General features: G+C 49.9%; 15 protein-coding genes. 5 read left to right on the top strand and 10 right to left on the bottom strand.

Annotated elements, in window-relative coordinates:
• Positions 1-12: 12 nt before the first annotated feature.
• On the bottom strand, positions 13-840 hold the full coding sequence (locus UNDKW_RS06830) for an HDOD domain-containing protein (protein WP_162058095.1): 828 nt from the start codon (positions 838-840) through the stop codon (positions 13-15).
• Positions 841-1,229: 389 nt separating this feature from the next.
• On the opposite strand from UNDKW_RS06830, the gene UNDKW_RS06825 reads away from it, so the two are divergent.
• The 4 genes from UNDKW_RS06825 (at position 1,230) to UNDKW_RS06810 (ending at position 4,495) form a co-directional block, all read left to right on the top strand.
• Positions 1,230-1,715, top strand: coding sequence for a CinA family protein (locus UNDKW_RS06825; protein WP_162058094.1), 486 nt, complete (start codon positions 1,230-1,232; stop codon positions 1,713-1,715).
• 2 nt (positions 1,716-1,717) lie between these two features.
• A complete protein-coding gene (locus tag UNDKW_RS06820; protein ID WP_304941466.1) occupies positions 1,718-2,503 on the top strand; it encodes a response regulator in 786 nt (261 codons plus the stop codon).
• A complete protein-coding gene (locus UNDKW_RS06815; protein WP_162058093.1) occupies positions 2,500-3,519 on the top strand; it encodes an ATP-binding protein in 1,020 nt (339 codons plus the stop codon). The genes UNDKW_RS06820 and UNDKW_RS06815 overlap by 4 nt, the downstream gene beginning before the upstream one ends.
• Positions 3,520-3,619: 100 nt before the next feature.
• Positions 3,620-4,495 carry an EF-hand domain-containing protein gene (locus UNDKW_RS06810; protein WP_162058092.1) on the top strand — a complete coding sequence of 292 codons (876 nt, stop codon included), beginning with the start codon at positions 3,620-3,622 and terminating at the stop codon, positions 4,493-4,495.
• A 236-nt stretch (positions 4,496-4,731) separates the two neighbouring features.
• Here the strand turns inward: UNDKW_RS06810 and fliL are convergent, their stop codons facing one another.
• Positions 4,732-5,385: a flagellar basal body-associated protein FliL gene (fliL, locus tag UNDKW_RS06805; RefSeq protein ID WP_162058091.1), complete on the bottom strand. Its 654-nt coding sequence runs from the start codon at positions 5,383-5,385 to the stop codon at positions 4,732-4,734.
• 297 nt (positions 5,386-5,682) lie between these two features.
• On the opposite strand from fliL, the gene UNDKW_RS06800 reads away from it, so the two are divergent.
• Positions 5,683-6,756, top strand: a complete 1,074-nt coding sequence (locus UNDKW_RS06800; protein WP_162058090.1) for an acyltransferase family protein — start codon at positions 5,683-5,685, stop codon at positions 6,754-6,756.
• Positions 6,757-6,841: 85 nt separating this feature from the next.
• On the opposite strand, the gene UNDKW_RS06795 is transcribed toward UNDKW_RS06800, so the two are convergent.
• From UNDKW_RS06795 to UNDKW_RS06760, 8 genes are all read right to left on the bottom strand, one after another.
• Positions 6,842-7,450 (bottom strand): lysophospholipid acyltransferase family protein, encoded by a 609-nt coding sequence (locus UNDKW_RS06795; RefSeq protein ID WP_162058089.1) that lies wholly within the window; start codon positions 7,448-7,450, stop codon positions 6,842-6,844.
• Positions 7,451-7,586: 136 nt separating this feature from the next.
• On the bottom strand, positions 7,587-8,201 hold the full coding sequence (locus tag UNDKW_RS06790; RefSeq protein ID WP_162040360.1) for a ParA family protein: 615 nt from the start codon (positions 8,199-8,201) through the stop codon (positions 7,587-7,589).
• A gap of 133 nt (positions 8,202-8,334) precedes the next feature.
• Positions 8,335-9,051, bottom strand: a complete 717-nt coding sequence (locus tag UNDKW_RS06785; RefSeq protein WP_162058088.1) for a pseudouridine synthase — start codon at positions 9,049-9,051, stop codon at positions 8,335-8,337.
• Positions 9,052-9,099: 48 nt separating this feature from the next.
• A complete protein-coding gene (locus UNDKW_RS06780) occupies positions 9,100-11,094 on the bottom strand; it encodes an ATP-binding protein (protein WP_162058087.1) in 1,995 nt (664 codons plus the stop codon).
• 24 nt (positions 11,095-11,118) lie between these two features.
• Positions 11,119-11,955: an ABC transporter substrate-binding protein gene (locus UNDKW_RS06775; RefSeq protein WP_162058086.1), complete on the bottom strand. Its 837-nt coding sequence runs from the start codon at positions 11,953-11,955 to the stop codon at positions 11,119-11,121.
• Positions 11,956-12,171: 216 nt separating this feature from the next.
• Positions 12,172-12,783 (bottom strand): glycine zipper 2TM domain-containing protein, encoded by a 612-nt coding sequence (locus tag UNDKW_RS06770; RefSeq protein ID WP_162058085.1) that lies wholly within the window; start codon positions 12,781-12,783, stop codon positions 12,172-12,174.
• A gap of 213 nt (positions 12,784-12,996) precedes the next feature.
• The gene (locus UNDKW_RS06765; protein ID WP_162058084.1) at positions 12,997-14,190 is read right to left on the bottom strand and encodes a PLP-dependent aminotransferase family protein; all 1,194 of its coding nucleotides are present in this window, start codon (positions 14,188-14,190) and stop codon (positions 12,997-12,999) included.
• 61 nt (positions 14,191-14,251) lie between these two features.
• Positions 14,252-14,710: a RidA family protein gene (locus UNDKW_RS06760; RefSeq protein ID WP_162040354.1), complete on the bottom strand. Its 459-nt coding sequence runs from the start codon at positions 14,708-14,710 to the stop codon at positions 14,252-14,254.
• Between the last annotated feature and the right edge of the window lie 252 nt (positions 14,711-14,962).

Genomic DNA, 14,962 nt, shown 5'->3' with positions numbered 1-14,962 from the left:
ATCCAAACTAACTCAACCCAGCAGATCTTCCAGTCCGGCAGCCAACTCTGCCAGTGGCGGCATCTCGTCAAGGATAAGCTCTGGCTTGATTCCCAGTTTCTTTGCCACATCTGCCGGGAAAGTGGCTTCGCGTTCTTCTTTGGAATAATGCCCCTCCTCACACCGGGCGCACCAGGACGCTATGTGTACGACTGCACCGATCTGATCGAACTCTGATTGTTGCAATGGTTCGCCACAAGCTTTAATGGCAGTAGCAAAGGTGACAGGGAAACGCCAGCGCTTGGCCAACTCAACACCCACATCAAAGAAATCATAGCCAAAGGATGTGCGCTCCACATCTGCCCTGCGCGGGTCCAGCGGGCCAGCCGTTTTATCGACTTGCAGCATTTGCTCTGGCATGCCTGCATGCATGACCAGCTGACCTATGGCATGCATCAGGCCAACGGTAAAGGCAAAATCAGAATTGCAATGCGTTTTCTTTGCCAGCCATTTGGATACGACAGCAGTGTGCAGGCTATAGCGCCAGAATTGCTTCAGATCTACCCCGGGCATGGATTTAAAGCCGCTGGTCAGGCCACTGCTGACAACCAAAGTACGCACGGTCATAAAACCCAGCATCAGCACAGCGTCATCAACCGAGCCAACCGTCCTTGAAGCATGGTAATAGGAGGAATTGGCCAGACGCAGCAGTTTTGCGCTGAGGACCTGGTCGGCAGACAGCTTGCGGGCAATCTCGTCTATGGAGACATCATCATTATTAAAACTGTCGATGACTTCCTGGACGACTTTGGGTATCGATGGCAAAGCATTTTGCTGCTGAAACAGATTCTCGATTTTCATAGGGCATCTCCTTTGGGGATGTAGATACAAGAGGTCTATGCCTCTTATTATTTCCGGAAATTGATACACCTTCAGCAAATTCCCTGAGCAAACAGGGAGAATGCGCATTGCTATCAAAAATCATACTCTGATATTGGTTTTTCAGAAATGCTTTTTTGCTGCATACATCGCTTAACTCAAGATTGCTAACAATTGGGAGCGGCAAACAATATGTTGCATAGCACTTTTTACATGCGCACATGCAATTTGTTACTTTCCCGTCAGCTTACTTTTTGACTTGTTTCTTTACTTCACTTCAGAGGGTACATGGTGGTAAAGTAGTTTAGAGTAATGCAGGACAGGTTTTGAAACAGTACATCCAGTCAGAGCCAGCAGCCAGGAGACGCATCATGCAAAATGCCATAGAACTCGCAACACAAGTCGGTGAAGAACTCAAATCCAGAAAACTGATACTTAGCGTCGCCGAATCCTGCACAGGTGGCGGCGTTGCCCACGCCATTACAGAAATTGCCGGATCGTCGGAATGGTTTGATTGTGGCTTCGTGACTTATTCCAATTCGTCCAAGACCGAATTGCTCGACATACCCGCAGCGCTGATAGCCCAGCATGGTGCTGTCAGTGAAGAAATTGCTGCTGCCATGGCGCAAGGTGCCCTTGCCAATTCCGAAGCGCACCTTTCCTTATCCACCACCGGCATTGCCGGGCCGACTGGAGCAGTCCCAGGCAAACCCGTTGGAACCATTTGCTTTGGTTGGGTAGTCGGCGGTGTCCCTCATACCGAGCGCTTGGTATTTGCCGGTGACAGAAAATCAGTCAGGGAACAGACTGTCGTTCATGCCCTGGATAAATTACTCAGGTATATCAAGGAGTTATAAAATTGCTGACTGCATCATCGGCAATTGCAAATTCGCTCCAGCATCAGTCATCAGGTTTACATGCCCAGGCAGGTCGCCTGCACGTACTGCTAGTAGATGATGATGCCGGAATTGCAGAATTGCTCAGCAACTACCTCGGGAAATTTGATATAAGCTGCGTCGCCGTGCAAGATGGTGTGGCAATGCGCGCGGCGCTGCAGTCCCACAATTTCGATGTAATTTTGCTGGACTTGATGCTGCCTGGCGAAGACGGTTTGAGCCTGCTGCGCCAGCTACGCCGCCATGCCAGTACGCCAGTCATCATGCTGACTGCCCGCGGTGAATTTGCAGACAAGATACAGGGCCTGGAATCAGGCGCTGACGACTATCTGATCAAGCCCATCGATACCCGTGAACTGGTCGCGCGCATACAAAGCGTCAGCAGACGTGCACATACCTCGGCAAAGCAAACGCAAGAAGCCACGGAGAACAAGGCAACAGAAATATGCTTTGATGCCTGGGTATTGAATTTGCCTACACGGCAATTATGTAGCCCGGATAAACTGATTATTCCACTATCAAATGCAGAATTCAGGCTTTTGCTGGCCTTTCTTAAAAGACCGGGGCAGATACTCAGCCGTGACCAACTGATCGATTTTGCGCACAACAAATCGACTGAAGTCTTTGACAGAAGCATAGACTTGCTGGTGTCGCGCCTGCGCCAAAAACTGGGCGATGACTCTCGTCACCCTGCCCTATTAAAAACCATACGTGGCGAAGGCTATCTGTTTAACGCCTGCGTGCCATGAATAAGCTGTTGCGCGATACCATCTTCAGCCGTCTGTTTGGCTTGGCCATGGCTGCGGTGGTCGTGAGCCACATCATCACCTTTATCCTGCTATTTGTTTTTCTGGGAGATCACCGTCCACCGCCCCCTCCGGCGCATCTGCCACAACATCACCCGCACGGCATCTTGCATGGTCCTTTCCTGGGTTTTTGCCTGAGCATGGCCATACAATTGCTCTTACTGGCAGTGGCGGCCTGGGCAGGCTCGCGTAGTCTGGCGCGCCCCATGCAACAACTGGCAGAAGCGGCAAGCAAGCTGGGCAAGCATAAAGAACCTTTGGCGATTCCAGAGACAGGGCCAGCAGAGGCACGCCAAAGTGCCCGGGTCTTTAATCAGATGCAAGAACGCCTGTTCCAGCAAATGGAAGAGAGGGAACGCTTCCTGGCAGCGGTTTCCCACGATTTGCGCACGCCATTGACGCGCATGAAGCTGCGCATAGAACAACTACACAATGAGGCAAGTGAAAAACTGCTCGACGATATAGAAGAGATGCGCCTGATGCTGGACGCGACTTTGGATTACCTGCGTGGCAGCGAGGAATCACCGCAAATGCTGGACATCGCGTCGCTGGTAGCTGCGATTGTCGATAATATGCAGGAAGAAGGCAAAGCTGTCAGCATGCATGGAGAAGCCCGCCCTTTGATGGCCCTGCCAATTGAATTGAGGCGCTGCATCAGCAATTTGCTGGAAAACGCGATTGCCTATGGCAAGACTGCACAAATCAGTTTGCATGATAGCCAGCATGAATTGTTAATCATTATTGAGGATGAGGGGCCTGGCATACCAGAAGCAGAACTGGAAAAGGTATTCGCCCCATTCGTCCGCCTGGCTGTTTCCAGAAATAGAAATTCTGGTGGTGTTGGCCTGGGGCTCAGCATTGCCAGGGAAATCGCCAGACGCCACCAGGCCAGCCTGATACTAAAAAACCGCCCAGGCAATCAAGGCTTGATGGTGGAATTACGCCTGCCAAGGAACTGAACTCCTCTTTGTGTCAAAGCAGATACAAAGCAGACACAAGCAGGCAACATGTGGATGCGACACTTCAGATCACGACAACGCATGACTGAAGGAGAGCGCGATGAGCAGCATCAGTGGAGTAAGTGGAAGTTCCGGCAGCTATTTCCCGCAAACTGGCGGTACCCAAAGACGCGAACGTGATACCAGCAAGATAGCGGAAAATGTGTTTTCCAGGCTTGACACCAAGAACCAGGGCTATCTTGAAGTCTCTGATCTGGAAAGTGCATTTGGCAATATTGCATCATCCTCATCTACCAGTACGGCCGGCACCGACAGCACTAGCAGCAGTGACAGCAGCACAAGTTCTGCCAATGCCAGCGGCAATAGCGCCAGCATCAATGACTTGTTCAAAAAACTTGATAGTGATGGCGATGGCAAGGTCACCAAAAGCGAGTTTAGCGATGGCATCAAAAAACTCGGCGATGCCCTGGAAACACAATTCAATGCCAGACGCACGCGTGGCGCAGAGGGATCGAGACCGCCTCCACCTCCGCCATCAGGAGGTGGTGAAGGTGGCGATCAGGGTCTGGATAAAACCCAGTTGACGGATTTATCGACAGAAGTGGGCAAAACCAATAGCAGTGCCGGTGCGGCGCTGAGCCAGGTGGCACAGAATTTTGACGCTGCCGATACCAATCAGGATGGCAAGGTCAGTCTGCAAGAAACCCTGGCCTACCTAGAAAAAGCCAGTACTACGCAGACGAGCAGCACGCCCACAACGACCAGTGCAACCGCCACTACCAGTGCAAGCAGCTCCAGCACAAGCAGCAGTTCTGGCAGCACTGGCAGCGCATCGAATGGTACGACCAGTTCGGTGACAGGTAGCAGCAGTACCAATACCGATGCAGCACTGTTCAAAAAAGCACTACAGCTATTGCGTGCGTACAGCTCACCATCAACCAGCGCCAGTAATCAAAGTATATCCGTCAGCGCATAAAGACAAAAGGCACATATAGTGGGCTGTCACAGTGAAATCGAGAACGAAGGACATGTGCCCGGCGCATCAGGGCAAGGCAAGGGTTAAATAAATGAACACAGCGATAGCGGGGCTATCGCGAGTACTTGCAACGCTGCCATGATCATCGCGCACATGGCGGGCACTCCGATTTCCAATGTGACAGTCCACTAGATCATGTGCCTTGCCGTTTTCCTGATTCGGGGAGCTCTCAGTAATTATTGCTCCCGGTTCTGCATCAATAATTCATTGATAAGCACAGACTCTATCTTGTCTGTCTGCAAAGCAGAGTTCAAACCAGATTTAAGTTGCGCCCTGACCGTGTCAAATCCTTCTTCACTATGTAAATCGTCAGGATCAATTTTGGCGAATTCGATTTGAAATATATTCGTTAATACTTTCTTGTTTTCAAATAGCCATTCCTTATCCTCAGTGCGGACTTGTATTGTGACTTGCATACGCACCACTTGCCCATTCAGATTGGCGACTTGCTGCGGCAAAACATAATAGCTGAGTCCGGCTGCATTGCTGCCTACACTACGGATATAGAAAAAAATCGCCAGTAAGATGGCAAAGCCAAACAACACGATGATCGCCGCATAGAGGCCAAAACGATCTTTGACCACACCAGGTTTTTTCGCTGGCTTTTGGGCAAGTGCTGCCGTGCGGGAACTGGATGCCGACGCAGCATTGATCGCAGAACTGGAGCCGGTACTAATTTTAGCCGCTGCCCCCTTCGCCTGGACGGCAGAGGTAGCTTGTCCTGCCTCAAAATCCAGAGCATTGCCTGTTTTTTGAGGTTCACTGCCATCTATCGCTTCAAAATCCAGCTGTGCGCTGAGCAAGCTGGCCTTTGACCTATCCTTAGACATAACTACCTCTTATAGCTTGCAGATGTCCATACACTCAACACACTGATCGTGCATTTAATTTCCAGGTGGAAATTTTAAAGAATGGAAAGCATAGCCCATATTTTACCCAAATTCATCAAACTCCAAGGCAAGCTGGCGAAAAAAATGCAGCTTCAAGTTTTGTTTTTATGGCATGTTGAGGCTGTTTTTTTGCAATCCACTTTCTACTACCCGCATTGCGTTAATGTAACCCGGATACCGGAATTTAAATGCTTCGTTACAAACTAAGAGTGTATATCAGCAGCCAATTTCGCTATCATGGCGGCATTCCCCCGCACTACCTGGACAGGCATGACCAATCCTACAACTCCCAAAATCAGAAATACCAGCATAGACAATATCAAGGCTGTCTTGATTTTTTTAGTCGTGTTTGGCCATCTGATAGAAATTTACGTGGGCGAAGATCATGTTTTGCGTTCCATCTGGATTTTTGTTTACTCCTTCCACATGCCCATGTTTGCCCTGATGTCTGGCATGTTTTCCAAGGCTAGCTGGGATGATAAAAATGCCACTCAACTGATCTCTACCGTGCTGGTACCATTGATAGGCTTTGAAATCATTTATGAAGCAACCGAATTTGCCCTGAAAGGCACGGCCAGTGTCTATGCCGGGCTGGTCGCACCTTACTGGATGCTGTGGTATCTACTGAGTCTGTTGTGCTGGCGCCTGCTGTTGCCTTTGTTTTCGCGCATGCAATTTGGGGTCATGCTGGCGTTGGCCCTGTCGCTGGCTGGCAGCTACTCTGAACATGCGGGCTATTTCCTTGGTATTTCACGCACCCTGATCTTCTTCCCTTACTTCTTGTTAGGCTGGAAGCTCGGTCCTGAAATATTCAATGTCAAAAAGAAGGAGAGATTGCTGGTCAGTGCAGTCGTCGTCGTGGCAGCGCTCATTGCAGCCTTCATGCTCAAGAGTGATTTTGACTACCGCTGGTTCTATGGCAGTTACTCATTACACAGGCTGGAAATGGCCAACCTTACTGGCAGCATGTATCAGTTATTGCAGTATGCCGCATCAACAGTAATCGGATTGTCCGTCCTGTATTTGCTGGCGCAAAAAGACCTGCGTATGGCACAGATAGGCAAACGTTCTATTTATGTTCTGGTGTGGCATGGGATGGCATTAATCATATTGCAAGAGACTGGTGTATTGCGCGCCATTTTCAAGCATGAAAATACTGTAGCCCTGGCGGTTTCAGTTCTGGTTTCCATGGCTATCACATGGGTGTGCGCGCATGAAAAAACTGAAGCCCTCACCAAGCGTCTGATCCTTGATCCGCTCGCATGGCTGCTGATCCCCAAACGGCCAGCAAGCCAGCAGGACTGGTCATAGACGCTCAGGACGCCCAGAAAAATCCTGTACAGCAAGAACCTTGAATCTGCACTGATATACGAATCCGGGTCAGCGCCTTACTTGCTCAGTCCTGAGTTTTCGTCTGTATTTTGCCTTCGTCAAACTGCTGAGGATTCTTGCCTGAGATGCCACAGTAGAACTCACGTATCTGCGCCATATCTGCTTCAATATCACCACTCACCGCGAACATCTTGCCTATACCACCTGCCTTGCGCTTAAAATCAAGATAACCAAGTGCAATCGGCACACCGGCACCAAGTGCGATGTAGTAAAACCCGGTTTTCCAATGAGTGACCTTGCCCCTGGTACCTTCTGGCGGGACAATGACTGTCAATCTTTGATTGGCATGGAAGGCATCTACCGTACCCTGCACCAAGTTGCCAGATTTACTACGATCGACCGGAATACCGCCCAGCCAGCGCATGACATGCCCCAGTACAGGTGGAAACAGGCTGGACTTACCCATCCAGTAGACGCGCAGACGCAAGGCAAAACACACCATCAGGGTCACGGGAAAGTCCCAGTTACTCGTATGCGGGGCGGCGATCAGGACATATTTTTGCTCGGCAGGAACAATACCCTCGACCTTCCAGCCAGCCAGTTTAAGCCCGATAATGGACAGCCAGCGCATGAAGGTATTAATGATGGGAGTTTCAAAAATGGTAAGATGCATGCCGTAAGTCTTTGATAAGAAAAGAGAATTCTGCCTTCTCTTCAAGCAAGCGGCATTATAGTGAGCAGTGGCAACTAAGGGAATAAAAATCAGCTTTTTTTAGATTAATTAACGAAAGCGATGTCACAACAGGCTATCAAGTCTTGACCCAATTAACGATATGTTCCCATTGCGGCAAGTCTTTTTCCACTCTGGATGGCGCGACATCCCACAAGGTGGCGCCATGGGCCGCCAGTTGTATATAGTTTTGTGTATCCCGCAAAAACCCCAGAACGGGCAAACCCAGTTGGCCTACATAATGCTCAAGCTGCTCTGCTGCCTTGCTGCGTGTATTTACGCGCATACCCAGGATGCCTATCTGGTAACCATTTTTTTTATGCTGGGACAGGCTTTTCAGGAATTCTTCTGTTGCCAGGATGTCAAAAATCGATGCCTGCAAGGGTACGATGATCTTGTCGGCTGACTTCAGCACCATATCGAGCTTGCTTCCCGTCAGGCCTGCAGGAGTATCCAGTACGACATGGGTAGTACCTTTGGGCGGTTTTAATATATGGCCATCTGCAATATCCCAGGGCTGGATTTGCGGCAGATTTTGTGGTCGCAATGTCAACCAGGTGCGGGAAGACTGCTGCACATCAGTATCCCCCAGCATGACTTTATGACCATGCGCAGCGAAATATCCTGCCAGGTTGGTAGCCACCGTGCTTTTACCGACGCCCCCTTTGGGATTGACAATTGCAATGACAGGCATGTCTGCTCCTTTTGACAGAGTAAGAACTACAGCATCTGATCAGATTATCCATATTCACCGGAAGATAGCAAGACTTCATCTGATCCAGGGCATACATAAAACCACCTGACGCCTGTCAACACCGTCAAAAAGTTCAGGCGGGCACCAGTAAAGCCAGATGTTCAGGAGTCAGATAACACCACTCACCTTCTTCCAGCTCCAGCGATTCCAGTGTCAATTTGCCTATGGCAGTGCGCTGCAAGGCGGCACAATGATTGCCTGCTGCGGCCAGCATGCGCTTGACCTGGTGGTATTTGCCCTGCTCCAGCACGATTTCCAGCAGGTGATCTCCCAACTTCTGGCAATGTACGGCAGCCAGTGGAGCAGGCTCATCATGCAGTTTCACACCTTGCAATAATAAGCTCACCAGCTCCTCGGTCACCGGCTCAGCCGTTGTTGCCTGATACACTTTGGGTACGTGGCGCTTGGGTGAAGATTGCGCATGGATAAACGGGCCATCGTCTGACATCAGCAACATGCCAGTCGTATCATGGTCAAGCCGCCCCACAGGCTGCACGTCACGCCAGCTGAATTGTTCGGGCAAGAGTGTCAATACGCCGGGATGGTGGCTGGGCTTGCGTGAGCATTCAAAGTTTGCCGGTTTGTTGAGGACGATATACACGCGCTCGCGGTATTCCCAGTCTTCTTCAAAGATATGAAATTGCAAACCCTGAGTTTCAAAACTTGTTTTGACGTTGCGTATCACTTCGCCATTGATGGTAACTTCACCATCTTCTACCAGGTCGCGGCAATATTTGCGGGTTCCAAATCCTTGTGATTGCAGGATTTTATCTAAGCTTAATTTTGTCATGCCGCAACTTTATCAGATGTAGCACCCGCACCGCTAGTACTCGCACTCTCAATGGACTTCGGCGACATCTTCATCCACCAGCTTTGGTTCAAGAGGCAAGCTGATTTTAAAGCAGGTTCCTTTACCAATCTCGCTTTCAACCACGATATTACCGCCCAGGATACCTGTCACCAGGTTATAGACAATATTGAGACCCAGACCACTCCCTCCCAAACCCAGACGAGTCGTAAAGAAGGGATCAAAAATGCGCCCCAGATTGCTTTCTGGTATGCCCTTGCCATTGTCGCGTACGGTTATTTCGACGAAATTCTCATCAAAAATACGCGCCGTGATACTGACCGTGCCGCGATAATCGCCTTCAAAACCATGAATAAAAGCATTGTTGATCAAGTTAGTCATCACTTGCCCCAATGGTCCCGGATAGCTGTCCATCATCAGTTTCGGAGGAACTCCATGAACAACATCATGGCGGGTCTTGCGTATGGTAGGCCCCATGGTCAGGATCAGCTCAGACAACATTTCATCAAGCGCAAAGACACGGCGGTTGGCACTGGTTCTATCGACGGCCACCTGTTTGAAACTGATCACCAGTTCCGATGCCTTGCTCAGGTTACGCAAGAGTAAATCGGCACCAGTCTTGGCATTTCTCAGATACTCCTCCAGTACCGAACGGCGCAAGCCTTTTTCAAATTCAACCAGTACAGCATCGGTATGCTGCGCCAGGGTGCTGGCTACGGTAACGCTGGTGCCTATGGGCGTATTAAGCTCATGAGCGACACCCGCGACCAGGGAGCCCAGCGCCGCCATTTTTTCTGTCCTGAGCAACTCCCGCTGCGCACGCTGCAGGTTTTCCAGGACCACAGTCAATTCACTGTTAGCCGCTTCCAGCGCCTGGGTACGCTCAGAAACCCGTCTCTCCAGCGTGGTATTCATGTTGCGGATTTCCTGCTCATTCTGGCGTTTTTCGGTAATGTCTTCCTGCACCAGGATAATCAGGGGTTCATTACCGAGTCTGATCATGCGTCCCGACACCTGGCAGAGAATAATTTTTTCTTGCTGGCCACAAGTCAGCCAGGCTTCATAGTCGTGAATTTCACCATCGCGTTCTATGATGCGCAGTATCTCTGCGAAATCAGCTTCGTTGCGCCACAGCGCTTTCTGGGTCTCGTGATCCCCGAGAATTTCATCATGGGACCAGTAAAACTGCCTGACCCAGGCATCGTTGACATCAATCATGCTGTAGTGCTGGCTTTTGCGCAGTACCGTCATGGCGACAGGCGACGCCTGGAAAATACCGATGAACTTCTCTTCGGTCACCTTCAGGGCCTGCTCGGCGCGCAAACGCTCATTGAGTTCTTGCTGCAGGGTGATATTTTGCGCTTCCCTTTCGGTAATCAAGCGTCCCAGGTTCAGGCGCATCTTGTCCAGGCCCTGTGCCAGATTACCTATTTCGTCCTGCCTAACCCATTCCAGTGGCTGATCCAGTTTGCCCCGCGCCAGCCGCCCGGTCGCCAACTGCAATTCCATGATGGGCCTGACGATGCGACGTTCAAATAATAACCAGATCAGGATAAAAGAAAACACGACCTGCACCAGCAAGGCCACCCCCAGCTTCAGGAAGTCTGCCCATAGTTCTTTTTCTATGTGCTCGGTAGTCAGCTCCAGCATGACACTGCCGATGACCTTGGTCTCCAGCAGGATGGGGCGTTCTTCGCGCAATAGTTTGGCGCCCTCTTTCTTGAATTTGCTGCTATAGGCAAAGACGGACCTGGATTCGTCCAGCACTTCGACGCTGACCACTTCGGGGTTGCGCATGACGGCTTGTATGAATTGATTGGCGACCGCCTTGTCCAGCGTCCAGACCGGCACTGCCATGCCACGCGACAGCATATCGGCATATTGCGACATGGGATTGCGTACACGCAGTTGCAATTCCCGCTCATACCTGTCCTGCACCAGGAAACGCCCCAAAACAATCGCGGGCAATACGATGCCAACTACAACGCCGATAATAAGAATTTGTCGGAGGGAGAGTGTACGCAATGGTTTACCTGTTATTTGCAGCGGTTACTTCGATTGTTGCTTGCGCCACAATTGTATATTTGCCGCGATGAGTTTATTCATCATGTTTTGCTTGTCCAGCTTATAGACTGCCTTGGCAATACGACCACGCATTTCTGGCGTATTGCAAGCTGACTTATGGGACAGGGTCAAATATAAATTTTCATTTGTGATCGGTGGCGTGACGGTTTTCAAGCCAGTGATATTCAGTTTGGCAACATAGGCCAGGCCTGGGTCTTCTTCATAAATCAGGTAATCAGCACGGGACAGGCTGAGCATCTTCAAGGCTTGCTCAAGGCTGGGCACCATGGATATCTTCAAAGACTCTTTGGCATAACGGTCAAAGTCTTCACCAAAGCTGTTGTTAATCACAGTAACACCCTGCTTGCCCGTCAGGTCAGACCATTTCTTGTACGGCAGATTATAATTATTGCGAGTCCAGATGACCGTGCGTGTTTCACGAAAAGCCGGGTAGAAATAATCCATGTATTCCAGCCTCGGCAAGGTAAAAAATGCGCCTGCCAGCAAATCTACACGCCCCAGCTTGGCCTCTTCCTGCACACGGCCCCAAGGGCCTACATATTTAATGTCTATAGGTATGCCAATTTCTTTGGACAATAACTGCATCCACTCTGCATTTGCCCCAATCAGACGGTTTTCATCTTCAGGATCGCGCCACAGATAAGGTGGATATTCAGGGTTTCCAGTTGCCAACAGGCTCTTGCATGACTCATTGGCATGCGCAGCTGAACTGAATGCTGCCATCAACAACAATGCCGCATAGCAGAACAACTGCAACAGGACATTATTTGAAGGACTGGCTTTGCATGTATCAAGCTTCATGGCACGACCTTCTCGGCAAGAACGTGAGGGGATGGATGCCTAAGTCTAACTGCTGGAATTGGGCTTGGCAAGAAAGTAGTTGTGAAGGAGGAACGGTTTCCAAAAAGAAAATAATTCTTCCAAATCCTGACTATAAGTGCAAGATTTTTACCACTTTGCAATCAGCCAGAATAAGGACTGCCCGGACACGGCAATCCTTTTTATATGCTACGGAGTTTAGCGCCTGACGACAGAATTACCACTACTTCTGACTGCATCACCAGACAACAATCCAGGGTCATGGTCAAAAGAATAGGTCTGCTTGTTGCCATTATCAAAAGCGACAGTTACATTCCATACCTTGGTTGTCTTCACTTTTTGTTCTATCTTGTGCCCGGCCAACGCACCACCGGCAGCACCGGCTATCGTGGCCAAATCACGCCCTGTACCGCCACCAACCTGGTTACCCAGCAAAGCACCGGCAACGCCGCCTGCGATCACACCAAGGGCACCGCCCTCACCTTCCTTATCCACAACGGCAACAGCAACAACCTTGCCGCAATCAGGGCAAACCGGTTCGTTCCTGGCATTGACTGGCGCAGCAACAGGTTTGCTCATATTTTGTTTGGCGACGGCCAGCGCTGTATTGTATTCAGCCTTGGCATCACGCAGACACTGCATTCTGGCTGAGGAACTGCCAGCATCAGCACACAGTCTTTTATCGTCATTGTATCTTTGCGTGGCGCGCTTGCTGTCTGCAGCGTATTGCTGTTTGGCCGTCATATTTTGTGCAAATGCACCCGTCACGGCAGTCAGCATCAGGCTGGCCAGAAACAATTTTTTATTCATTTACTACTCCTCAGTTAATCAAAGTTCAGTATCGCATTGCGAAACATACATACATTAACGGCCTGGACGAGAAATTGATGACTTAAATCACAATAGTTGACAGTTACATATTAGAACAGAACGAAAGAAATATCTCTGTAACATAAAAAAAACCCGCCAGACGGCGGGTTTCATTGGCAGGCCCAAGGGCCTTGCAATCATTTGAAATGAAAATCAGAGCCTTGCCTTGATCAGCTTGCCCAGTTTTTCTATACCCTCATTGATACGCTCAGGCGACACAGTCACGAAGGACAGACGCAAGGTATTTTTTGCAGGGTTGTTTGCATAGAAAGGGCCGCCTGGTACAAAGGCGACATTTTGCTGGATTGCTTCGTCCAGCAATTGCTTGCTGTCCATGTGTTCAGGCAGGGTCACCCAGATGAACATGCCGCCTTCAGGCTTGGTCCACTGCACACCTTCAGGGAAATGCCTGCTCATGGCATCCAGCATGGCGTTACATTGCTTTGCGTAAAGTGTACGTATGGTCGGGATGTGTTCACTCAGGAAGCCATCCTTGATGACTTCATACACCACCATCTGTGTCAATTGTGCAGTATGCAAATCGGCTGCCTGCTTGGCTTGCTCAAGCTTGCGTATCAGCGGTGTAGGGCCAACCACATAACCGAGGCGTATGCCAGGTGTCAGCACCTTGGAGAAAGAACCCATGTAAATCACGCCGCCGGGATTCATGTTCAGCATCTTGGGCAAAGGTTCACCGCTATAGCACAGGTCGCCATAAGGATTATCTTCGACCAGCGGGATACCCATGCGGGCGCAGGTCTCTACCAGCTCATAACGGCGCTCTACCGACAAGGTGCGTCCGGTAGGGTTCTGGAAGTTAGGCAAGGCATACATCAGGCGTGCGCCTGCGCCTTTGGCGGCGACTGAAGATGGCACCAGGCCATGATCATCAGTATCCACCGATTCAAATTCAGGGCGATACACGGAAAAAGCCTGCAAGGCACCGAGGTAGCTTGGTGTTTCCACCAAAACCTTGCTGCCTTCATCCACCAGGACTTTGCCCAACAAATCCAGGCCTTGCTGAGAGCCGGATACCATCATGATCTGGTCAGGCAGAATTTTTGAATCATTGGTGGATAAAGAGCCGGCCAAAAATTCACGCAAAGGTGCATAACCATCGGTAGGACCGTATTGCAATGCTGACTTGCCCTGTTGCGACAATACCTTGTCAAAGGCGGCGCGCATACGCTCTACCGGGAAAGTTTCTGGAGATGGCAAACCGCCAGCGAAAGAAATCACTTCAGGACGCATGGTCACTTTCAGAATTTCCCTGATCGCAGAACTCTGCAACTGTTCGGCGCGGTCAGAAAATTTCCACTCTATGGGGCTGGGATTCTCAAGTTTCATGCTGGTCTCACTATCTCTCGGTTAGGATTGCCATCTCGGGCAAGCTTATTGTTTTACAAAATCAGGCGATCTCGACGATCATTTCAATTTCTACGCAAGCACCCAAAGGGATTTGGGCCACGCCAAAGGCTGAACGTGCATGCTTGCCTTGCTCACCAAAGATTTCACCGATGAGTTCAGAAGCACCATTCGTCACCAGATGCTGCTCAATAAAATCAGGCGTGGAGTTCACCAGGCTCATCAGTTTGACGATGCGTTTGACACGGTTCAAATCACCGCCACAGGCTGCCTGCAAAGTGGCGATCAGATCAATCGCAACTGCACGTGCGGCCAGTTTGCCTTCTTCAGTAGAGATATTCTTGCCCAGTTGGCCTACCCATGGTTTGCCATCTTTTTTGGCAATATGACCAGACAGGAATACGGTATTACCAGTTTGTGCATACATGACGTAGGCAGCAGCAGGTGTCGCCACGGCAGGCAATTCGATATTTAATGCTTGAAGCTTTTCGTAAAATGACATGTCTATTTTCCAGGAAAAAGCGCAGCAGCCCTCACTGATGCACTAGAGATAATTAAATTTTTATTATTATTTCTGCAAAACTTCAAGAATTTGCAGAGTCAAAACCCTAAGATTGGCAGATGCTGTTTGTATCAATTACAAATTCAAGCAAAAATACCAGTCCTCTATTGTAAGCCTGCACTGATGCGATTAACACCCCCTGCGGCACCGCTTGTGACAGATTAAATTTGGTCACTCGAAGAGATTTCTCAG

Source organism: Undibacterium sp. KW1 (assembly GCF_009937955.1).
Classification (GTDB): domain Bacteria; phylum Pseudomonadota; class Gammaproteobacteria; order Burkholderiales; family Burkholderiaceae_D; genus Undibacterium.
Note: the sequence above shows the minus strand (reverse complement) of the source record. Positions and strands in the feature narration are given on the sequence as shown.